Genomic DNA, 21,861 nt, shown 5'->3' with positions numbered 1-21,861 from the left:
CGATTCGCACGCCCTGTGCGGCGCTCTGCGTCAGGCCTGCGCGATGGTGGGCAGGTTGGCGCGGGCCTTCTCGATGTCGCCCTCGTATTTGAGGACGAGGTTGAGCGTGGCCGCGACGACGTCCGAGCTGAGCGCTTCGGCGTTGAGCAGCGCGAGGCTCTGCGCCCAGTCGAGCGTCTCGCTGATGGACGGGGCCTTCTTCAAGTCGAGCGCGCGGATGGCGGCCACGGCCTCCACCACCTGCTCGGCCAGGACCTGGGGGACCTCCGGCAGGCGCGCGCGGACGATGCGCAGCTCGCGCTCGCGGTCCGGGAAGTCGATGTGCAGGTGCAGGCAGCGGCGCTTGAGCGCGTCCGACAGCTCGCGGGCGTTGTTGCTGGTGAGGATGACGCGCGGGACATGCTTCGCGCGGATGGTGCCCAGCTCCGGCACCGTGACAGCGTTGTCCGACAGGACCTCCAGGAGGAAGGCCTCGAACTCCGGATCCGCCTTGTCGATTTCGTCCACCAGGAGCAGGGCGGGCGTGTCCGACAGCTGGGCCTGGAGGATGGGGCGGGGCAGGAGGAAGCGCTCGGAGAAGAACACCGCGTCCCCGGACGCGAGCCGGTCCGCGGCCTCCGCGAGCGTGGCCGTGCCTTGCGTCAGCTCGCCAATCTTGTCCTTGAGCAGCTGGGTGTAGAGCAGCTGCTTGGCGTACTCCCACTCGTAGAGGGCCTTGGCTTCGTCCAGGCCCTCGTAGCACTGGAGCCGGAGGAAGGTCCGGTCCAACGCCTGGGCCAGGGCCTTGGCCAGCTCCGTCTTGCCCACGCCGGCGGGGCCCTCCACCAGGATGGGCTTGCCCATCCGGTCCGCGAGGAACACCGCCGTGGCGATTTCGGGGGACGACAGGTAGCCCACCGCCTCCAGGCGACGCGCTGCGTCCTCCACGCTGGTGAACGAGCGAATCTCCGAGGTCAGTTGAGGGGGGCTCACGCCCGTCAACTTAACCGACGGCTCCCGTGGCCACTGCGGCAAAAATGCCAGGGTTGTGGGGGCGTCGTCCGCACTCTTGAGGGCCTTGGGAGCCGTAACCCCTTGGAATCAGGGTGCGTAAATATTTTCGCACCGCGGGCATGCACCGTGCATCTATGCGGGCGTATCTCAGGACGACGAGGTCGCGGGTCATGTGGGCGTGGTTGAAGCTGGCGATGGCGGTGTTGGTGGTGGTGATGCCGGGGGGCTTTCCCCTCGTGCTGGCGTACATCGCGACGAGGACGTTGCTGGAGCGCTGGCGGGTGGCGCAGGTGCAGGCCCGCGAGGAAGGCCGTCCGGTGTCGGTGGTGCGGGACGTGGTGGGGGCGCTGCACTTCCGGGACCTCATCCGTGAGGCCAAGGCGGCCACGGCGCTGTAACCGGCGCAGGTCAGTCTCGAGAACGACGAAGGGCCCGGCACTCCACGGAGTGCGCGGGCCCTTGTCGTTTCCGGGAAGGCCCGGCCCTCCCGGGTGAGGGGAGGGCGGGGCAGGGGGGCTACTTGTCGAGCTCGTCGACGAGCGCCGTCCAGTCGTCCTCGCCGCCTTCGGGGGCGGTGGGCAGCTGCATGACCATGGTGCGCTCCGGGGCGTCCTCGTCCTGGGGCACCGGGGCCGGGGTCGGGGCGGCCTTCTTCGCGGCGGTCTTGGCGGCGGGAGCGGCCTTGGCCGGGGGCTTGGCGGCGGCCGGGATGACCGGGTTGGCCTGGACGGTGGCGGCCAGGTGCTCCTCCTCGGTGGCCTTGGCGGCCTTCGCGGCGGGCGCGGCGGCGGCCGGGGCCTTGGTCTTGTAGCGGGCCAGCTCCAGCTCGGCGACCTTGAGTGCCTTGCTCTTCTCCTGGACGGACGTCTGGAGGCGGGCGACCTCCTGGGCCTTGATGGCCTCGCGGCGCTCGAGCTCCGCCTTCTGCTTGGCGTTGAGGTCCTCGAGCTCCTTGGCCTGACGGGCCTCCAGGTCCTTGCGCTCCTTCTGCGCGGTGGCGAGCTTCGCGGCCGCCTCGTTGGCCTTGGCCTCCGCCGCGGTGACGCGGGCGGTGAGCTCCTTCTCCGCGCGGGCGCGGGTGCTCTGGGCGTTCTCCAGCGCCAGCTCCAGGTCCTGGGCCTTCTTGGTGCGGGCCTGCAGCTGGGCCTGGGCCTCCTTGAGCTTCGCCTCCGTGTCGGCGGCGAACTTCTGGGCCTCCTGGGAGAGCTGCGCGATGCGCTGTTCCGCCTTGGCGAGCTTCGCGGCCAGGTCGTCGGACTGCTTCTTCGCCTCCGCGGCGGCGGCCTGGGCCTGCTGGGCCTGCTGCTGCGCCTGGGCCTGGGCCTGCTGGAGCTGTCCGGCCAGCCCGTCGCGCTCGCTGGTGAGCTTCTTCTGCTGCTGCCCGGCCTGCTGCAGCTGCGTGTCGCGCTCCGCGAGGGCCTTGCGCGCTCCGTCCAGCTCGCCGGAGACGTTGGCGAGCTGCTGGTTGAGCGCGTCCGCCTGCTTCTTCGCCTCGGCGGCCTGCGTCTCCAGCTGGCCTTCCAGCTGCTTCACCTGCTCCGTGCGGGTGGCGACCTCGCGGTTGAGCACCTCCGCCTGACGCATCTTCTCCTGCGTCACGTGCGTGAGCTTGCGGAGCGTGTCGGACAGCTCCTTGCCCTTGGTGTCGACCTCGTTCTGGAGGAGCTCCTCGCGGCGCTGCGACTCGTGGGTGAGCGTCTGGAGGCGGTCCTCCAGGTGGTGCCGCGCGTCCTCCGTCTGCGCGAGCGTGGACGTCAGCTGCGTGACTTCCGACACGCGCGTGCCCAGCTCGTGCTTGGTGACGATGAGCTGTTCGGCCAGGTCCTCGCCGTTGGCCTGGGCCTCGGTGAGCTGGCGCGTGAGCTCCGCCTGGATGTCCGCGGCGGCCTGGCGGGCCTGGGCGTGGGCCTGCTCTTCGCGGGCCAGCGCGTCCTGCGTGCTGGCCAGCTGGCCCTGCGTGTCGGCCAGCTGCTGCGACGTGGCGCCCAGGTCCGCGGTCAGCTGGTCGCGCTCGCCGGTGAGGGCGTGGATGCGCGCGGTGGTCTCCTCCGCGAGCGCCGCGTGGGCGGTGCGCTCCGCGTCGTAGAGGCCCTGCGTCTCAGACAGCTCCGCGCGCAGGTTGCCAATCTGGCCGGTGAGGTCCTGCTCCAGCGCGTCCTTCGCGGCGTTGAGCGCCTGCAGCTCCGCGATGCGCTGGTCGCGCTCCTCGGTGGTGCGGGCGAGGAGGCCGTTGGTCTCCTGGAGGAGGTTCCGCGTCTCGTTCAGCTCCGCGTCCAGCTCGTCGCGGTGCGAGGTCATCTTCGCCAGGTCGGAGCGGGTGACCTCCAGGGTCTCCTGGGTCTGCGTCAGCGTCTGGCTGGTGGCCTCCAGCTCGCCGCGCGTCTCCGCGAGCGTGCCTTCGGTGCTGGCGAGCGCGTTCTGCGTGTCCGCGAGCGTGGCCTCCGTGCGCGCCAGCGTGTCCTGCGTCTGCGCGAGGGTGCCCTCCGTGGTGGCCAGTGTCTGGCTGGTGGCCTCCAGCTCGCCCTGGGTGGACGCCAGGTGGGCCTCGCTCTGCGCGAGCCGCGCCTGCGTGTCCGTCAGCGTCTGGCTGGTGGCCTCCAGCTCGCCGCGCGTCTCCGCGAGCGTCCCCTCCGTGCGGGCCAGCGTGGCCTGCGTGTCGGAGAGGGTCTGGCTGGTGGCCTCCAGCTCGCCGCGCGTGGTGGAGAGCGTCTCCTCCGTCTGCGCCAGGCGGGACTGGGTGTCCGTCAGCGTCTGGGTGGTGGCCTCCAGCTCGCCGCGCGTCTCCGCGAGCGTGCCCTCGGTGCTGGCGAGCGTGTTCTGCGTGCCGGCGAGCGTGGCCTCCGTGCGCGCCAGCATGTCCTGCGTCTGCGCGAGGGTGCCCTCCGTGGTGGCCAGTGTCTGGCTGGTGGCCTCCAGCTCGCCGCGCGTGGTGGAGAGCGTCTCCTCCGTCTGGGCGAGGCGCGTCTGCGTCTCGGAGAGCTGCTGGCTGGTGGCCTCCAGCTCGCCGCGCGTCTCCGCCAGCGTGGCCTCCGTGGTGGAGAGCGTGTTCTGCGTGGTGGAGAGCTGCTGGCTGGTGGCCTCCAGCTCGCCGCGTGTCTCCGCGAGGGTGGCCTCCGTGCTGGAGAGCGTGCCCTGCGTCTCGGAGAGCTGCTGGCTCGTGGCCTCCAGGTTGCCGGTCAGCTCGGCGATGCGGGCGTCGCGGTCGGCGACGTCGGTCTGCAGGCCCTCGATGGTGCCGTCGCGCTGGGAGACGGTGTCCTCCAGCGAGGCCACGCGCGCGGAGAGCTGTTCGCCCTGGCGCTGGGCCGCGTCCAGCTGCTCGGTGAGCGCTTGAATCTGGCCGTTGAGGTCCGCCTCCAGGGCGTCCTTGGCCGCGCGCAGGTCCTCCAACTGGCTGGTGAGGTCCTGCTCCAGCGCGTCCTTGGCCTGCTGCAGCGCCTGGAGCTCCGCGTTCAGCTCGTTCTCGCGGTCCTCCAGGTGCGTCTTGACGGCTTCGACCTCGCCCTCCAGCTCACCGATTCGCTCACGGTGCTGCTGGATGGTGGCGTTGAGCTCCGCCTCGCTGTTCTCGTTGCGGGCGATGGCCTCCTGCAGCTCGCGGTCGAGCGCGGAGATCTTCCCGTCCCGCTCCTCCACGCGCTGCGTGAGGTCCGCCTCCAGGGCGTCCTTGTCCAGCCGGAGCTGGTCGCGCTCGCCGGTGACGCGCGAGATGTCGGACTCCAGGTCCGCCACCTGCTGCGTGAGGCGCTGCTCCAGCGCGGCGCGCTCGGCGTTGAGGCGTTCAATCTCCGCGTCCGAACGGCTGGCGTGCTCCTCCGCGGTGGTGGCCCGGGCCTCCAGGCCGCGCACGGTGGCGTCGCGCTCCTGCTCGGTCTGGGTCAGCCGCTCCTGGAGGGCTTGAATCTCCCCGCCCAGCTCGGCGTAGCGGTTGTCGCGCTCGCTGATGGTGCGGGACAGCTCGGACTCGAACTGGTCGCCGCGCTCGCGCAGCTGGAGGATGTCCGCCTCGTTGGCGCGGACGGTGTCCTGGAGCTTCTGCTCCTTGACCTCGAACTCCAGCGTGATGACGCCGAGGTGCTTTTCGAGCTTGTCGAACTCGTTGCGCCAGCTCTCCAGGTCCGCGCCGCGCCGGGCCAGCTCCTCGTCGCGGAGGTTGACCTCCTTGCGCAGGACGTTGATGTCCTTCTCCTTGGAGGCGACGACCTCGATGAGGTCCTTCTCCGAGGAGAACTTCTGGAGGAGCAGGTCGTCGACGGTGGCGCCGTGCTCGCGCTCCTTCTGGACGATGGACTGCTGCGCGTCGTTGAAGCGCCGGAGCAGGTCGTCCACCTGCATCTTCAGGCCCTGCAGCTCCACGTCCTTCTCGTGGAGGCGGTCCTCCACGGAGAGCAGCTCGCGCTCGCGGACGCTCCAGATCTCCGACAGGCGCGCGAGCTGGGCTTCACGCGTCTTCAGCTCGTCCCGGAGGATCTGGATCTTGCCCTCGGGCGTGCCCATCAGCTCGCGGCGCGGGGGCGGGCGCTTGAGCTGGCGCGACTCCGCGAGCAGCTCCGCCTTGCGGTCCGCGATGGACGAGAAGGCCCGGTCCATGAAGGCCTTGTCCTCGTCCGTCATCGCGCTGCGGCGCTCGCGCTTGGGCAGCTTGGGCGGGGCGCCCGTGCGCACGCCGGGCATGGGCGGCGGGGCTTCCCGAGGCGCGCCGTTGAGCGCGGCATCCAGGTCCGCGTCCGAATCATCGGTGCCGGGCGGCACGATGCCGGCGCTCATGGAGGCGAGCTCGCCCATCTCGAACGGGATGACGAGATAGCCGTCCGCGGCGGCCGGCGTCTCACGGTGCTTGTTCAGGCCCTCCACACCCGAGTCGGAGGAGAGCAGGAGGACCTTGAGGTTCTGGCCCCACTTGCCCTTCTTGATCTGCCCACAGAGGGCAAAACCGGACTGGTCCGGAAGCTCCGCGCGCACGACGACGAGGTCGGGTCGGCGCTTCTCCAACTCCCGCTGCGCGTCTGACGCAGTGGTGGCCATGGCCGTGTTGTAGCCCGCGCTCTTGAGCACGGAGGCCATGCTGAGTGCGAAGTCGTTCTGGCTTTCGACGATGAGGACGCGACGCTCCATGAAGCCCTTCACCCAGCAAAAAGTGCAGTGAAAACCGCCACATCCTATCGGGCGGGAGCGCGGCTTGAAAAGTTTCCGAGCGGTGCTCGGTCGGCTGCCTCACGAGTTCTTGCCGCGAACCGCTCCCTGGCCGACAGGGGAGACCGACCCCGGGGACACGCCGCCGTCCGGATCCCGCCCTGGGAAGTTGGTGGGCGGGGTGTGCCGGGCGAAGCGGGCCCCCTCCGGGGGACAGTACCCGTGCGCGAGCTGCGCGAACCACGGGTTGAGGGCGGATCCGGGGGGCTGGGGCGGGGGACCCGGGTCCTCGGCGTCCGCGGCCTCCACCTCGAGCGAGTCCGCGTCGTGGACCTCGTCGTTGCCGATCTCCTCCGCCTCGTCCAGCGCCGCGCTGGCGTTGGAGGGCGTGTGGCCGGCGTCGTCGTCCAGGGACTGGGCCTCGTCGGCGGCGATCTCCTCCGGCTCGTCGTCCGCGGACGCGGCCCTCGACGGCGTCAGCACGGGGGGCGTGGGGATCAGCCGGGGCGGGCCCTGGCGCGGAACGGGCGGCGGCGCGGCGGCGCGGGGCGGCAGCTGCGGCGGGCGGTCCGCGTCGGAGACAGAGCCTCCTCGGATGGGCGGCTTGTCGGACTCCGTGAGCACTGGAGGACGGGAAGTGGCGGGCCGGCCTGGATCCGCGGCGGCGCCGCCACGGATGGGCGGTTTGTCCGCGTCGGCCATGGGAGAAGGAGAGGGGAAGAGGCGGGGAGGTTCCGAGGGGACCGGCTCCGACGGGCGCTGCGGCCGGCTGGAGCCCGTGCTCCGCGTCCCGTTCATCAAGGAGCGCATGGGCACGATGGGCGTGGGCGCGGGGGCTTCCTCCTCCTCCCGCATGACTCCGGCCCGGCGCACGATGGGCGTGGGGGCCCGCTCCTCGTCCTCCATGAGGGACGCGGGGCGGCGCACGACAGGCGTGGGCGCGGGGGCTTCGTCCTCAAGGGGCCTGCGCACGACGGGCGTGGGGGCCCGTTCCTCTTCGTCCGAAGCCGGGCGGCGCACGATGGGCGTGGGGGCCGGCGTGCTCGAGTCGTCTTCCAGCGGACTGCGCACCACCGCCGTCGCACCGAAGGAGGAATCCTCGGAGGCGCGGGACTTCTCGTCCGGCTCCCCGGCATCGTCCCCGTCGGCGCTCTTCAAGCCGAGCGACTTCGCCAGGGGGCTCGTCACCATCTCCGTGGGGGGCGCCGGCTCCGAACCACGGCCTCCCAGGGGCTCCGGTACCGCCTCCTGCTTCGAGGGGGCGGAGGGCAGCGATGTCCTCGCGGTGTCGTCGGTCGTCCTGGCCGTGGGCGCGGGCTCGGGTGGACGCGCGGCTTCTTCGAGTTGGGGCTGGGGCGCGGCGGACTCGCGCAGCGGCAGACCCAGGACCAAGGGGACTTCGTCGGGCCGCATGTCCGGCTCGGTCTTGACGAGCCGCGTGTCCATGCCGTCTTCCAGGGCCATGCCCATGACCACGGGCGCGTCCTCCGCGCCTTCCTTCGCGGTAGGGGACGCGGCGGATTCGGCCGCGTCCTGCGTGGCGGGCTTCGCGGGTGGCGTGGGCGCGGGCCTGGACGCCTCTGGCATGCCCAGGTTCGCGAGCCGGTTCGTGGGAGTGCCCGTCATCGTGACGTCGGGCGGCTCGCTGGCGGCCTCCACCGGCACGTGGCCCCGCTTCTCCAGGAGCGAGTCGTAGAGGTCCAGCAGCTGACCGCGGATGATGCCCGCGTCCAGCACCTTCTGCGCGAACGCGCGCCCCGCCTTGCCCAGCGCCACGCGGCGGGGCACGTCGCGCGCCAGGTCCAGGATGCGCTCGGAGAGGGCACGGGCGTCGCCCGGGGGGAAGAAGGTGGCCGCGTCCTTCGGAATCAGCTCGCGCGTGACGGGCAGGTCCGCGGCGATGACCGGCCGGCCGGCGGCCAGGTACTCGGAGACCTTGGCCAGCGGTCCCCCCTGGAGCCGGTTGCGCTCCGAGTCGTCCAGCGGCAGCACGCCCACGTCCGCCAGCGCCAGCACCTTGACCAGGTCGTCGTGCGCGACAGGCGGCTGGAAGTCGACCTTCTCCTTGATGCCCAGGTCTTTGACCAGGTCCTCGAGGTGGGGCTTCCAGTCCGGGTGGTGCGCGCCCACCAGCGTCAGACGCACGTCCACCTGCTGGGCCGCGAGCGCGGTGGCGCGCAGCAGGGTGGGCAGGCCCTGCCAGCCCACGTGGCTGCCCAGGTACATCATGCGCAGGGGCGAACCGTCCGGGGCGCCGAGCACCTCCGGATCGTAGGGCTTCAGGTCCACGGGCGCGCGAATCGTGCGCAGCTGGTCCTCGGCCGCGCCCAGCCCCTGGATGAACGCGCGCGTCGTCTGTGAGCCGGTGACGACGAGGTCCGCGTTCATCAGGCAGAACAGCTCCTGGCGGCGGACCTTCGACAGGAAGCGGCGGTCCCCGTCCGTCTGCGGATGGGTGTAGCGCAGCTCCTGTGAAGGGAATGTCTGCGCCTCGTAGATGAGGCGGTAGCCGTAGTCCGCCTTCAGCTCGCAGAGCGCGTAGCCGCCGAAGGGGTCCGTGAAGTGGGCGAGCGCGTAGTCCTCGCTCTCCAACTGCCGGCGCACGGCCCGTTCGAAGGATTGGATGCGCGAGGCCAGGTCCCCGGAGCCTACCGGGACGCGGAGCAGCCGGGCGCCCTGGTACTTCTCGATATGGGAGTGGTCGGGCGTCTTCGCCGACAGCACCACCACGGAGAAGCGATCAGGCAATGCCTTCAGATACTCGGTCAGTCGGCGTGAGGAGCCAGACGGGCCGGGGATGACATCGAAGCTGCACAGGAGAAGTCTGGGCAGGTCACTCAAGCGGTCGCAGGATACTTGGACAGGCGTGAGGTGTCATCGGGCCTGACGGAGAAGAAGGGGGTCGGCGGAACAACACATCCCGTGACGGATGCGTTGACCCCCTGTATGCCGCGTCATAACGAGGCGAGGTGTCCATGGATGAGCGGAAGGGCGTCACCGTGAGCTACCTGCGGCAGCTGGCCCGGAAATATCTCCGGGAAGGAGCTGGCGCGTCCCGCGGACGGGAGTTGGTCTCCTCCCTTGCCGAGCGCATTCCCGCCCTGGGGCGGCTCGCGCGCATGGCCGGGCTGGCGACGTCCCGGCGCGGCTCTGGTGGCGTGGGCGGCGAGGAGCGGAAGCTGGACTCCGGCCGGGCGGAGTCCCGCCCCGCCCCGGGCCCTGCGTCCGAATCCGTACCCTTGCCTCCGCGTGAGAGCACCGCCGCGCCGCAGGCACGAGAACTTTCCGAGGAGCCCATCACGGAGCCGGGGGGCCCCAAGACGCGGCCCGCGCAGGTGGTGACGTTCCCCCCGCGCGAGAGGTCACGCCGCGAGCCGGAGCCAGAGGATGAGGACACGGTGTCGCTAGCGCGGACGCCGCGCCCGTCGAGCTCGCCCGAGGGCGATGAGCCACCCGCCACGCCCGAGCCGCCGCATGCCGCCGAGCCCCTGGTGGAGGGGTTCTTCGTGACGAAGATGGCGGGAGAGAACGAGGCGCGCCGCCACCATCTTCTGGAGGAGCAGTCACCGCGCCTTCCTCCGGCGGACGCATCGCCCGAGCGGAACGAGCACCTGGGCATGCTGCCCCTGGACTACCAGGACGACGCGCTGGTGCTGCTCGCGAGGGACCCGCACACGCTCTTCGTCTTCTGGGACTTCAGCGACGCGAGCCGGAGCCGGGCGTTGGACGACCTTCCGTCGCCGCGCGCGGTGCTGAAGGTGTTCGACGGCGAGGGCGTGTCGCGCGAAGTGGACTTCGCGTTGGAGTCGCGCAGCTACTACCTGCAAGGCATGGAGCCCGGGCGCACGTACCGGGTGGAGGCGTACTTCGTCGGCGCGGATGGCCGGTCGCGCCGCATTGGACATTCGTCCAACCGGGCCACGTTGCCGCCCGCGGGACCGTCGGCGGACACGTCCATCCGGTTCCTGCGCATGCCGCCTCCGCCGGTCGTGGACCGGCTGCGCGCGGCAGCGGCTTCCGCGTCGGCGACCGCGCGCGTTCCCCAGGTGGAGGAGCGCGAGTACGTCACCTGGCGCCGGGTGCAGTTGCCGGGGAGCGCCGGAGTGGTGGACGTGCCGGAGGTCCACCGCGAACGCACCGAGACCTATCCCGATGCGCCGCGAGTCCCGGGGGCTTCGGACCTGCGCTACGCGGAGGAGGCGTACCTGCGGAGCGAGCCGCGCGCGCCGGGCGCTTCGGATCAGCGCTATGCGGAAGAGGCCTATGAGGAGGCCTATTTCGAGAGTGCGCCGAGGATGCCGGGCGCTTCGGACCTCCGTTACGCGGAAGAGGTCTACTTCGAGAGTGCGCCGCGTGCGCCGGGCGCTTCGGATCAGCGCCATGCGCGCGTGGGCGAGGCGACGTTGGGCGAGGGCGCGGTGCTGGCTCCGTCGCGTGCGACGAGTTCGTCGGAAGCGCGCTACCTGTCGGTGGAGCGTGCGCCGGGGGCTTCGGATCAGCGCTACGGGCAGAGTGGGCCCGTGGCGGGTTCCCCGTACCTGGAGGTGCCGCGCGCGCCGGGGGCTTCGGAACAGCGCTACGGGCAGACGCTGCTTCCGGGCGGTGTCTCGGAGTATCGCTATCTAGAGGTGCCGCGTGCACCGGGCGCTTCGGATCAACGTTACGGGGCGGGCGCGGGAGGGCAGGGGGCGCCAGGGGGGCCGGGGGCCTCGGACCGTCAGTATCTGACGGTGTCCCGGACCGCGGGCGCTTCGGACCAGCGGTACTTGAGCGTGCCTCGCGCGGCGGGAGCTTCGGACCAGCGCTACCTGTCCGTGGAGCGTGCGGCTGGCGCTTCTGAGCAGCGCTATTGGGCTGTGGAACGTGCGTCTGGGGCTTCGGACCAGCGGTACCTGTCCGTGGAGCGTGCGGCGGGCGCTTCGGATCAACGATACCTGTCCGTGGAGCGCGCGCTGAGTGGTTCGGATCAGCCGCGCCTCGGTGGCTCGTCCGCGCCTTTCGACGCCGGGTCCCCGGAGGCCCTGCGCCCGCAGGCGCCTGGAGCCCCGCCGCGAGGGGATGTGCTCGAAGCGCGGGACCTGCCGCCTTCGCGTCCGGCCGACCGTCCACCGGCTCACGCCGTTTCCCCTGACTCGTGGCGGCCTGCGGAGCCCGAGCCTCCCCAGAACCCGTGGGCCATGAGCGTGGCGCGCGGTCCCACCGCGTCCGAACAGCGTGCCCTCGACAAGGCCCGCGAGGCCGCCGAGGTGGCAGGAAAGTCCGCACCCGCCACCGCGCCCGCGAAGGTCGAGCCTCCGGCGGCTCCTCCTCTTCAGGCTGAAGCCCAGGCCACTTCGAGCCCCGCCGTGTCCAAGGCGGACGCTCCGAAGGCGCCCCCGAAACCCGCCGAGCCCAAGTCCCCGGGCTCCAAGTCCTCCTCCAAGTCCCGGTCTTCGCGCCGTGGACGGAAGTGAACCCGCACGGCCTCTTGAACCGACCTATGAGCCTGGGCTCCCTCGCGCTGGTCCTTCACGCGCACCTGCCGTTCGTCCGCCACCCTGAATACGAAGACTTCCTCGAGGAGGACTGGCTCTACGAGGCCATCTCCGAGACGTACCTGCCGCTGCTGCGCGTGTTCGACAGGCTGGTCGAGGACCGCGTCCCCTTCCGGGTGACGATGACGCTCTCGCCCACGCTCGTGTCGATGCTCAACGATGACCTGCTGCGCGAGCGCTACGCCCGGCGCCTGGACCTGCTCTGCGAGCTGGGGGCCCGCGAGGTGCACCGCACCCGGGCGGACCCGACCTTCCACCCGCTGGCCGTCTTCCACCGCGACCACTTCGAATCGCTGCGCCTCGCGTACCACAACCACTACCGGCGCGACCTGGTGGCCGCGTTCCGCAGGCTCCAGGACTCGGGCCACCTGGACATCCTCACCTGCAACGCGACCCACGGCTTCCTGCCGCTCATGCAGCAGACGCCGGAGGCCGTGCGCGCCCAGGTGACGGTCGCGGCGAACCACTACCGCCAGAACTTCGGCCGCGACCCCGCCGGCATCTGGCTGGCCGAGTGCGGCTACTACCCGGGCCTGGAGCGCATCCTCTCCGCCGAGCGCATCCGCTACTTCTTCGTCGACACGCACGCGCTCACCGACGCCACGCCCCGCCCGCTGCACGGCCCCTACGCGCCCATCTTCACGGAGCCCGGCGTGGCCGCGTTCGCACGCGACCCGGAGAGCAGCCAGCAGGTCTGGAGCACCGAGCACGGCTACCCCGGCGACCCCGTCTACCGCGAGTTCTACCGGGACATCGGCTGGGACCTGGACCTGGACTACATCCGCCCGTTCATCCAGCCCACCGGCGACCGCAAGAACACCGGCTTCAAGTACTTCCGCATCACCGGCAAGACGAACGACAAGCAGCCCTACGACCCCGCAGCCGCCCGCGAGCGCGCGTGGGCCCATGCGGGCAACTTCCTCTTCAACCGCGAGCGCCAGTTCGAATACCTCGCCTCGCGCATGGGCGGCCGCAAGCCCGTGGTCGTCGCGCCCTACGACGCCGAGCTCTTCGGCCACTGGTGGTTCGAGGGCCCCCACTTCATCGACGCGCTCATCCGCCAGGCCGCGCGCAACCCCAGCCGACTCCAGCTGATCAGCCCGCTGGATGACCTGCGCGAGCACCCGGAGAACCAGGTGGCCACGCCGCCCATGTCTTCCTGGGGCGCGGGCGGGTACGCGAACATGTGGCTCGACGGGACGAACGACTGGGTCTACCGCCACCTCAGCCACGCCGCGCGGCAGATGGTGGAGCTGGCCCGGGACTTCCCGGACGCGCCGTCGCGCACGCGCCGGGCCCTGAACCAGGCCGCGCGGGAGCTGCTGCTCGCGCAGTCCTCCGACTGGGCCTTCATCATGAAGACCGGCACCATGGTGGACTACGCCGTGCGCCGCACGAAGGAGCACCTGGAACGCTTCCTGCGCCTGCATGAACAGGTGCGCGCCGGCACCGTTGACGAGTCCTGGCTGTCCCACGCGGAGGCCCGAGACAACCTGTTCCCCGAGCTGGACTACCGCGTCTACCGGCCCGGTTGAGCGGTCCGGGAACAGGCGGCCGGCCCGGGGGTTCACCTCCTGTCACCGGATGAGGTCGTTCCGGTTGCGGGGCTTCGTTTCCGCTTTAGCTTGAAGGAAATCCATGACCCACACGCTCCCTCCGTTCCGTCGCAAGCTCGTGGCCGCCGTGCTGGTGTTGGCGTCGCCCACGCTCGCCCTCGCGCAGGCCCCTGCAGCCAAACCCGCGGCGCCGCCGGCGCCCCAGACGCAGCGGGCGGTCTCCGGTCAGGCCAGCAACCTCCAGCCCGCCACGAGCGAGGCGCAATCGCTCGCCTCGCTGGCGCCGCTGGTGGATTCGGTGAAGTCCGCCGTGGTGAACGTGGACGTGCAGGCGAAGCCGGAGGTGCCGGAGGGCATGGAGGACAACCCGCTCTTCGACCGCTTCTTCGGCGGCAAGGGCGGGGGCCGCAGCCGCGGCCGCAGCGAGCGTGAGCAGATCCGCCAGGGCGCCGGGTCGGGCTTCATCATCGACCCCAAGGGCGTCGTGCTGACCAACAACCACGTCGTCGAGGACGCGGTCACCATCACCATCCGCCTGGACGACGGGCGCTCGTTCACGGGCGAGGTGGTGGGGCGTGACCCGCTCACCGACGTGGCCGTGGTGAAGATCAAGGAGAAGGTGGATCAGCTCCCCACGGTGAAGCTGGGCGACTCCGACGCCGTGCGCGTGGGTGACTGGGTGTTGGCCATCGGCAACCCGTTCGGCCTGGCCTCCAGCGTGAGCGTGGGCATCCTCTCCGCGCGCGCCCGTGAAATCGGCGCCAGCGTGTACGACGACTTCCTGCAGACGGACGCGGCCATCAACCCCGGCAACTCCGGCGGCCCGCTCTTCAACATGAAGGGCGAGGTGGTGGGCATCAACACCGCCATCGTCGGCGGCGGCACGGGCATCGGCTTCTCCGTGCCCAGCAACCTCATCAAGGCGCTGCTGCCGCAGCTGGAGAAGGAGGGCTCCGTCACGCGCGGCTGGCTGGGCGTGGGCATCCAGCCGTTGACGCGCGAGCTGAGCCAGGCGCTGAAGGTGCCGGTGAGCGAGGGCGCCATCCTCACGCAGATCACCCCTGACTCCCCCGCGTCCAAGGCCGGCCTCAAGCCGGACGACGTGGTGGTGGCCGTGGACGGCAAGACCGTGCGCTCCGACAGCGAGCTCACCCGCACCGTGGCGCTCAAGAAGCCCAACTCCGTCTCCACGCTGACCCTCTACCGCGACGGCAAGAAGCAGGACGTCAAGGTGACCATGGGCACGCGCCCGGACCTGGAGGGCCTGTCCAAGAAGAAGCCGGAGGTCACCGACGAGCAGGACGGCTCGCGCCGCGTGGGCCTGTCCCTGCAGGACCTGGATGCCCGCACGGCGTCCCAGGCGGGCTTCAACGAGCGCTCCGGCGCGCTGATCACCGACATCGTCCCGGGCTCGCCCGCGGACCGCGCGCAGCTGCTGCCGGGCATGCTGGTGGTGGAGGCGAACAAGAAGCCCATCGCGAGCGCCAAGGATCTGGCCGCGGCCATCCGCTCCGCGCCCAAGGGCAGCACGATGCTGTTGCGCGTGGCTGGCCCCGGTGGCGGGCGCATGCTGCGCGCGCTGACGGTGCCCTGACGCCGGACGGCAGGGGTTGGGGGGGCACGGCCGCGGCTCGCACTCGAGGGTGGATGAACGTCGATGAGCGTCAACTACGTCTCGTTGGGTGACAGCACGGCGGTGGGGGTGGGGGTGTCGCAGGGCGGGGGCTACCCTGACCGGCTCGCCTCCCGCCTCCGGAAGGACGGCCTCCCCGTGGGCCACATCAACCTGGGTCAGAGCGGCGCGCGCGTGCGCGACGTCGTCAACAACGCCCTCAAGCGCGTCATCGCGCTGCAGCCCACGCTGATCACCCTGGGCGTGGGCACCAACGACATCTGGCGCGGCACCGAGATGGCGGAGTTCCAGGACGACCTGGACCGCATCGCCCGGAGGCTGAAGCAGACCGGCGCGTCCATGGTGGTGGTGAACATCGCGGACATGGCGCTCGCGCCGGTGGCGAAGATGGTGCCCAGCGCGCTGTATGAAGGGCGCATCGAGCTGTTCAACGACGCCATCGCCTCGGTGGCCCGCGCGCACGGGCTGCACCTGGTGGACCTCTACACCGCCAGCCGGGAGATGATCCCCCGGCGTCCGGACTTCTTCTGCTCGGATGGCTTCCACCCGTCCGCGGCGGGCTACGAGGAGTGGGCGGACCTGATGCTCCCCGTGGTCCGGACGCTCGTGCGGCGGTAGGGGAGGGCGCCTTCCCGCTCAGGCCTTCGCGATGCCCGTGGGCGAAGCGGGCGTGGAGGGCGCGTCCGCGGGCGGCGCATTGATGCTGCGCTCGCGGCCGGGGTGCACCTCCATGCCGGGCTCGAACGCCGTCACCCGGTTGCGCCCGGTGCGCTTGCTGCAGTAGAGCGCCGCGTCCGCGGAGTCCACCAGCGCGTCCTGCGCCGTCGCGTCCGTGGGGTAGTGCGCGACGCCGATGGACACCGTGACGTGGCCTCCAGGCAGCCCCGGACGGCTGAGCGTGACGGCGTCCGCCACCGCGCGGCGCAGCGTCTCCGCGACCTCCACCGCCGTGGCCTTGGACACCTGCGGCAGCAGCAGCACGAACTCCTCGCCGCCGTAGCGTCCCAGCGTGTCCACCTTGCGCGCGCGGGTTCGCAGCACGTCGGAGACCCGGCGCAGCGTCTCGTCGCCAGCGCGGTGGCCGGCCAGGTCGTTGAGCCGCTTGAAGTGGTCCACGTCCACCATCAGCAGCGCCAGCGGCACGCCGAAGCGCTGGGCCCGCGCCAGCTCCAGGTCCAACCGCTGGAAGAGGTGACGGCGGTTGGGCACGCCCGTGAGCGCGTCCGTCAGCGTGAGCTTCACCGTCTCCGCGTGCAGGCGTGCGTTCGTCACCGCCGTCGCGGCCTGATCCGCCACCGCGGTGAAGAGCTCGATCTCCTCCTTGGAGAAGCTCGCCGTCTCCGGGCGCTGGAAGTTGATGACGCCCAACAGCGTCTCCGCGTGCACCATGGGCACCGCCAGGAGCGAGCCCTGCTCGGTGCCGCCGCGCAGGCCGCGCCGCGCGAAGATGCTGGTGCTGTCCGTGAGGTCCGGCAGGTACACCGCCTTGCGCGTCTGCGCGGCCCGGCCGCACGCGCCCTCGCCCATGGCGAAGGTGTGGCCCTCCAGGCCCTGGCCCTGCGGCCACGCGTGCTTCACCTCCAGCATGCCCTCCTCGTTGAGGAGCATGATGGAGAAGTCCTGGATGTGCAGCCGCTCCACCACCATGCGGGTGATGCGCGACAACAGCTCGTCCAGCTCCAGCGTGGTGTTGAGCGAGCGCGCCACGTCGAACAGCAGCGACAGCTCCCGCAGGCGCTCCTCCAACTCGTCCTTCAGCGCCAGCTTCTCCTTCACCAGCTGCAGGTCGCGGTGCGTGTCGATCTCCTCCACCTTCATGGAGGTGAGCCGCGCGAGCATCTGGTTGAAGGCCGCGCCCAGCCGGGAGATCTCATCCGTGCCCCGGGCCTCCGCGCGCACCAGCAGGTCGCCGTCCGCCGCGCGCCCCATGGCCTCGCTCAGCCGCTTGAGCGGCGCGGTGAGCACGAAGCGCAGGGACAGCCACGTCACGAGCCCCAGGATGCCCACGAAGAGCACCATCGCGCCCAGCGCGTCCTGGAACACCGTCTGGAGCTGGCGGTGCAGCGCGGGCTCGCCCAGGCGCACCTGGAGCACGCCCATGCGCTGCGCGGCCTCGCCGGTGTGACAGCCGGAGCACTCCGGGCCGCCCAGGGGCCGCACCACCTCCGTGCCGTGGTCGCTGGAGCGCGCCGTCTCCGGCCCCGTCGCGGACAGCCGCGCGGCCTCCGGATGCGGGTGGCCCTGCTCGGCGGGCTTGCGGCTCCAGCGGATGCGCCCGTCCGGCGTCAGCACCCGCAGGTCCTCCACGGAGCGGAACAGCCGCGTGTCCGACGACAGCACCTCCGCCACCGCGCTGTGCGGCGCCGCCCCCGGAGTCTGCGGAAGCATGAAGGTGGAGGCGACCGCCTCCGCCAGCGAGAGCGCCTCCAGGTGCGTGCCCTCCCGCACCGCCTGTCGCGCCTCGCGGGAGAAGTGGCCCACGCCCAGGAGCGCCACCACCAACCCGGGCAGCGCGATGCTCCACAAGAGCTTCCTGCCAATCGTCTCGGAACCGAGGGCCATGTGCGGGGCGCAGTGTGCTCCGCGCGCTCGCGTTCTGTCCGCGAGTGACGGAGTGTTGAAAATTGTCAGGGGCGTGACACGCCCTGTCAAACGTACTGGCGTCGAAATATTGAAACGAGGGTGTTGTTCTCCAGCATGTTCTTGTTTTCAAGGGCTGTGCCCATGGCACGGTGGACGCACCCTTGAAGAAGGTCGCTGTTGCCCGGTCAGGAGAGCCGTCCATGTCCACGCCCGTGTTCCTCACGTCCGCGCTGCTGCCGGTGCCGCACGGCTTCGCCACGCGCGCGGGTGGGGTGTCCGAAGGGCCCTACGCGTCGCTGAACCTGGGCTTCTCCGTGGGCGACGAGCGCCCTCGCGTCGAGGAGAACCACCGCCGGCTGGCCCGGGCCGCGGGCGCGCAGCTGGGCTCGCTCTGCCGGGTGTCGCAGGTGCACGGCGACACGGTGCTGGAGGCGCGCGGTGAAGCGGACGAGGTGCTGCGCCCGACGCTGGGGGAAGCCGACGCGCTGTGGACGCAAGGGGAGGGGAGCTGGGTGGCGGTGGGGACCGCGGATTGCGTGCCGGTGCTGCTGGTGGATCCGCGAGGCCGCCGCGTGGCGGCGGTGCACTCGGGCTGGCGGGGCACGGACCTGGAGATCAGCGCCCGCGCGGTGGAGACACTGGCGGCGCGAGGCAGCCGGCCGGAGGACCTGCTGGCGGCGGTGGGCCCCTGCATCCAGGCGTGCTGCTATGAGGTGTCGCCGGAGCTGGGCGACCGCTTCCGCGCGCGCTTCGGCGCGGAGGTCGTCCGTGGAGGTGCCAGACCCCACCTGGACCTTCCACGGGCAGTGAAGGCGTCGTTGGTGAAGGCGGGCATGCGGGTGGACCGGGTGGACGTGCTACAGGCCTGTACGGCGTGTGATCCGGAGCGGTTCTTCTCCCACCGCCGGGACGCGGGGCGCACCGGGCGGCACCTCAACTTCGTGGTGCACCGCTTCTAGCGGGGGCCGCGCCAGGGTCGTTTTCTTGACGGTCTCCGACCGGCCTTCCTATCCTCGACTCGGATTTCCCTCCGTCCAGGCTCGTGCCGGTGCGTCCCTTCCTCTTCCGCCTGTTTGCCGCCGTCGCGCTGTCCGCGCCGACCGCCTGCGCCACCACCGCTGCGTCGCAGACGGAAGTGGGCCGGCTGGAGGCGGAGGTGCGCACGCTGCGCGCCTCCCAGGCCTCGCTGCTGGAGCGCCTGGAGCGGCTGGAGAACCGCGACGCCGTCTCCCGCGCGCGGAGCGTCACCCCGGCTCCCGCCTCGGCTTCGACCCCGGCGGCCACCGCGAGCGTGAAGCCGGAGGCCGCTTCGTCCGAAGGGGGCGACGCGCTGAGCCTGGCGCCCGCGGAGCTGACGGTGGTGCGGCTCAAGCCGAAGAAGGAACCGGCGCCGCGCATCAACACGGCGGTGGCGGTGGTGGAGCCGGACGCGGATCAGATGGAGATGTTCATCTCCCCGGTGGAGGGCTCGTCTGGGACGGGCTCCGTCACGCCGGCCCGCATGGAGCCGCCGGAGAAGGATCCGGACATCCTCGACGCCGAATACGAGCGCGCGGTGGCCATGCTGCGCACCGGCAACGTGGAGGGCGGCGTGGAGCAGCTCACGCGCTTCGCCGCGGAGAACCCGCGCCACCCCCGCGCCGACAACGCCCTGTACTTCGCCGGCCTGGGCCAGATGGGCCTCAAGGACCCCACGGGCGCGGCGAAGACGTTCGAACGGCTCATCAAGACCTATCCCGCCGGGGACGCCGTCCAGGACGGCATGCTCCGGCTCGCGGAGTGCCGGGTGCGGCTGAACCAGGCCGTGGATGCCCGAGCCCTCTATACCCGCGTCGTCACCCAGTTCCCGGGGACGGCCGCCGCCACGCAAGCGGAGCAGCGGCTCGCCGCGCTCTCGCCGTAAGCCCTTTTCGTGAAAGGACGTCGTCCGATGCGCTCCCGGATCCTCGCCTCCCTGCTCGTGCCCCTCACCGTCGCGCCGGCATGGACGGCTTTCGCCCAGGACGCGCAGGAGGACGAATCCCAGCCCTCCTCCGAGACGGAAGGGCAGGACATCTCCGACGACGTGGAGCAGCGCCCCACGTCCGTCACGCTCCCGCCCGGCGCCCCGCAGGGCCGTGAGAGCGCGCCCGGCCAGGTGCACACCGTCGAGACGGGCGACACGCTGTGGGACCTGTCCCAGCGCTACCTGGGCAGCCCCTGGTACTGGCCCAAGGTCTGGTCCTACAACCCGCAGATCGCCAACCCGCACTGGATCTACCCGGGCAACAACGTGAAGTTCTACCCGGGCGGCGAGGAGGTGCCGTCGCGCGTGGAGTCCACGGAGCTGCCCTCGGAGGACGTGGCGGCGCCCACGGACGTGAGCGGCGGCAGCCTGGTGTCGGTGGTCGGGAAGATCGGCTACGACCCCGCCAGCGCGCGCCCGGTCGTGACCAAGGGCTTCGTGACGGCGCGCGAGCTGGACGAGGCGGGCAAGATCGAGGGCTCGGCCTCCGAGGCGCTGATGCTCTCCGCGCCGGACAAGGTCTATCTGCGCTTCAAGAAGCGCGGCAGCGCCAAGATCGGTGACCGCTACGTCATCTTCCATACCGTGGAAGAGGTGAAGCACCCGGTGACCCACGCGCGCACGGGCTACCTCACGGAGCTGCTGGGCACGGTGCAGGTCGTCGCCATCAACAACGACGTGGTGACCGCACGCATCACGGAGACGTGGGACCCCATCTCCCGTGGCGACCTGGTCGGCCCCTCCAGCGAGAAGCTGGTGGAGCGCATCGCCCCCAAGCCCAACAGCAAGGAGATCCCCGGCTACGTGCTCACGCCGATGACGCCGGGCCAGACGCTGCTGGGCGAGCACCACTTCATCGTCGTGGACCGCGGCACCGCGGACGGCGTGCAGGTGGGCAACACCTTCACCATCGAGCGCCGTGGCGACCCCAGCCTGGATGTGCTCGGCCGCACCGACTACAAGATGGGCGACGCGGGCAAGGGCCAGAAGACCTACCCCTGGGAGGCCGTGGCCCAGTGCATGGTCACCGAAGTGCGTGAGCGCACCTCCAACTGCCTGGTGACCCGCTCCCTGGTGGAGATCTCCGCCGGCGACCGCGCCACCATGCGCAAGGACGGGACGCCCACCGCCAGCCGCTGAGGTTGGCGGCGCTCAGGAACGGCAGGAATGCTGCATTCCGGCCCGCCCGGGAAGGGCGGGTCGCTTGACCCCCGAAGAGCCGGTGTTATGTGTCACGCCCCTCCCGAGACCACCTCTATATAGGTGGGAAACAGGCGGGGGACGGTATGGCGGACACGAGCACGGACACACACCTACACTGGGACGAGCAGCGCGCCACCCTGGCGCTCTGGGCCATTGCCGGCCTGGGGCCCCGGACGTTGGACGCGGTGCGCGCGTTCGCCGGGGGAGCGCTTTCCCGTCTCGCGTCCGTGCCCGTGAAGGACTGGCTGTCGGACGTGCCGGTGCCCGCGGCCGTCCGCCAGCGCCTGGCCGCCGTCGCATCCCTGGACGCCCTGGCGTCCCGCACGGAGGAGGCCTGTGCCCGAGCGGGCCTCCAGGTGGCCTTCGCGGGCACGCCCGCCTATCCCGCCCGGCTGGTGGGCCTGGAGGACGCGCCCCCGCTGCTGTTCTACCTGGGCCTTCCGGGGCCTCCCCGGCGGCGCCTGGCCATGGTGGGCAGCCGCCATCCGGACCAGGGCTTCCTTCCGTTCGCGCGCACGTTCGCCCGGAAGGTGGCGGAGGCCGGGGTCGGGGTGGTGTCGGGCGCGGCGGAGGGCGTGGACCGGGCGTGCCACTGGGGCGCCCTGGACGTGGGCGCGGAGACGTGGGCCTTCCTGGGCTCCGCGCTGGACGCGTTGGACCCCGCCCAGGCCCGGCTGCTGCCCCACTTCCTGGAGCGGGGAGGGGTGTACTTCAGCGAGCTGCCGCCCGGGGTCCGGGCGAGCACGACCACCTTCCCCCGGCGCAACCGACTCATCGCTGGCGCGTCGGATGCGGTGCTGGTGATGCGGGCGGGAGCGGGCTCCGGAGCCCTGTACACGGCGGACGCGGCCCAGCTGCAGGGCCGGCCGGTGTTCGCGCTGCCGGGGGACGTCTGGCAGCCGGCCGCGGCGGGCTGCAACGCCCTGCTGGCGGACGGGCGGGCCCGCGCATGCACGTCCCCGGAAGCAATCTGTGCGGTGGTGGGCGTTGACCCGGTTCGTGCGGTGCCGGCGGGGCGGGACGCGGGGTGGTGGGAGGCGCTGTCGGCGGAAGCGCGCGGGGCCTATGGGCTGTTGGATCGGGTTCCCCGCTCGTTCGACGAGGTGCTCGCCGCGAGTCCGCTGTCACCCGCGGCGCTCATGAGCGCCCTGGTGGAATTGGAATTGTCGGGGCTGGTGGTCCAGCACCCGGGTAAACGGTACGAGAAGGTCTAAAGGCAGT

The 21,861-nt window shown here is 71.4% G+C and carries 13 protein-coding genes; 9 read left to right on the top strand and 4 right to left on the bottom strand.

All coding sequences use genetic code 11. From position 1 onward, the window contains the following. Positions 1-30 precede the first annotated feature (30 nt). Positions 31-972, bottom strand: coding sequence for a MoxR family ATPase (locus KYK13_RS24605; protein ID WP_223634046.1), 942 nt, complete (start codon positions 970-972; stop codon positions 31-33). A 191-nt stretch (positions 973-1,163) separates the two neighbouring features. On the opposite strand from KYK13_RS24605, the gene KYK13_RS24600 reads away from it, so the two are divergent. After that, positions 1,164-1,391 carry a hypothetical protein gene (locus KYK13_RS24600; protein ID WP_223634044.1) on the top strand — a complete coding sequence of 76 codons (228 nt, stop codon included), beginning with the start codon at positions 1,164-1,166 and terminating at the stop codon, positions 1,389-1,391. 118 nt (positions 1,392-1,509) lie between these two features. On the opposite strand, the gene KYK13_RS24595 is transcribed toward KYK13_RS24600, so the two are convergent. Together KYK13_RS24595 and KYK13_RS24590 are read right to left on the bottom strand one after the other, a co-directional pair. Beyond that, positions 1,510-6,108, bottom strand: coding sequence for a response regulator (locus KYK13_RS24595; RefSeq protein WP_223634042.1), 4,599 nt, complete (start codon positions 6,106-6,108; stop codon positions 1,510-1,512). A gap of 99 nt (positions 6,109-6,207) precedes the next feature. Then, entirely contained in the window at positions 6,208-8,967 is a 2,760-nt protein-coding gene (locus tag KYK13_RS24590; RefSeq protein WP_223634040.1) for a glycosyltransferase family 4 protein, read from the bottom strand. Between the two features lie 134 nt (positions 8,968-9,101). Between KYK13_RS24590 and KYK13_RS24585 the strand changes: the two genes are divergently transcribed. From KYK13_RS24585 to KYK13_RS24570, 4 genes are all read left to right on the top strand, one after another. Next, a complete protein-coding gene (locus KYK13_RS24585; protein ID WP_223634038.1) occupies positions 9,102-11,579 on the top strand; it encodes a DUF4912 domain-containing protein in 2,478 nt (825 codons plus the stop codon). Between the two features lie 26 nt (positions 11,580-11,605). Continuing rightward, positions 11,606-13,195, top strand: coding sequence for a glycoside hydrolase family 57 protein (locus KYK13_RS24580; RefSeq protein WP_223634036.1), 1,590 nt, complete (start codon positions 11,606-11,608; stop codon positions 13,193-13,195). A gap of 103 nt (positions 13,196-13,298) precedes the next feature. Next, positions 13,299-14,810: a Do family serine endopeptidase gene (locus tag KYK13_RS24575; protein ID WP_223634032.1), complete on the top strand. Its 1,512-nt coding sequence runs from the start codon at positions 13,299-13,301 to the stop codon at positions 14,808-14,810. Positions 14,811-14,873: 63 nt separating this feature from the next. Continuing rightward, a complete protein-coding gene (locus KYK13_RS24570) occupies positions 14,874-15,467 on the top strand; it encodes an SGNH/GDSL hydrolase family protein (protein WP_223634028.1) in 594 nt (197 codons plus the stop codon). A gap of 18 nt (positions 15,468-15,485) precedes the next feature. Here KYK13_RS24570 and KYK13_RS24565 read toward each other — a convergent pair whose 3' ends face one another. After that, positions 15,486-17,411, bottom strand: a complete 1,926-nt coding sequence (locus KYK13_RS24565; RefSeq protein ID WP_223634025.1) for a diguanylate cyclase — start codon at positions 17,409-17,411, stop codon at positions 15,486-15,488. Positions 17,412-17,632: 221 nt separating this feature from the next. Here KYK13_RS24565 and pgeF point away from each other — a divergent pair, with 221 nt between their 5' ends. From pgeF to KYK13_RS24545, 4 genes are all read left to right on the top strand, one after another. Then, positions 17,633-18,391 (top strand): peptidoglycan editing factor PgeF, encoded by a 759-nt coding sequence (pgeF, locus tag KYK13_RS24560; protein WP_223634023.1) that lies wholly within the window; start codon positions 17,633-17,635, stop codon positions 18,389-18,391. Between the two features lie 89 nt (positions 18,392-18,480). Further along, a complete protein-coding gene (locus KYK13_RS24555; protein ID WP_370645155.1) occupies positions 18,481-19,335 on the top strand; it encodes a tol-pal system YbgF family protein in 855 nt (284 codons plus the stop codon). A 27-nt stretch (positions 19,336-19,362) separates the two neighbouring features. Continuing rightward, positions 19,363-20,577 carry a LysM peptidoglycan-binding domain-containing protein gene (locus KYK13_RS24550; RefSeq protein WP_223634021.1) on the top strand — a complete coding sequence of 405 codons (1,215 nt, stop codon included), beginning with the start codon at positions 19,363-19,365 and terminating at the stop codon, positions 20,575-20,577. A gap of 146 nt (positions 20,578-20,723) precedes the next feature. After that, the gene (locus KYK13_RS24545) at positions 20,724-21,854 is read left to right on the top strand and encodes a DNA-processing protein DprA (RefSeq protein WP_223634019.1); all 1,131 of its coding nucleotides are present in this window, start codon (positions 20,724-20,726) and stop codon (positions 21,852-21,854) included. Positions 21,855-21,861 lie beyond the last annotated feature (7 nt).

Origin of the sequence: Corallococcus sp. EGB, from assembly GCF_019968905.1 — a bacterium.
Lineage (GTDB): Bacteria > Myxococcota > Myxococcia > Myxococcales > Myxococcaceae > Corallococcus.
Note: the sequence above shows the minus strand (reverse complement) of the source record. Positions and strands in the feature narration are given on the sequence as shown.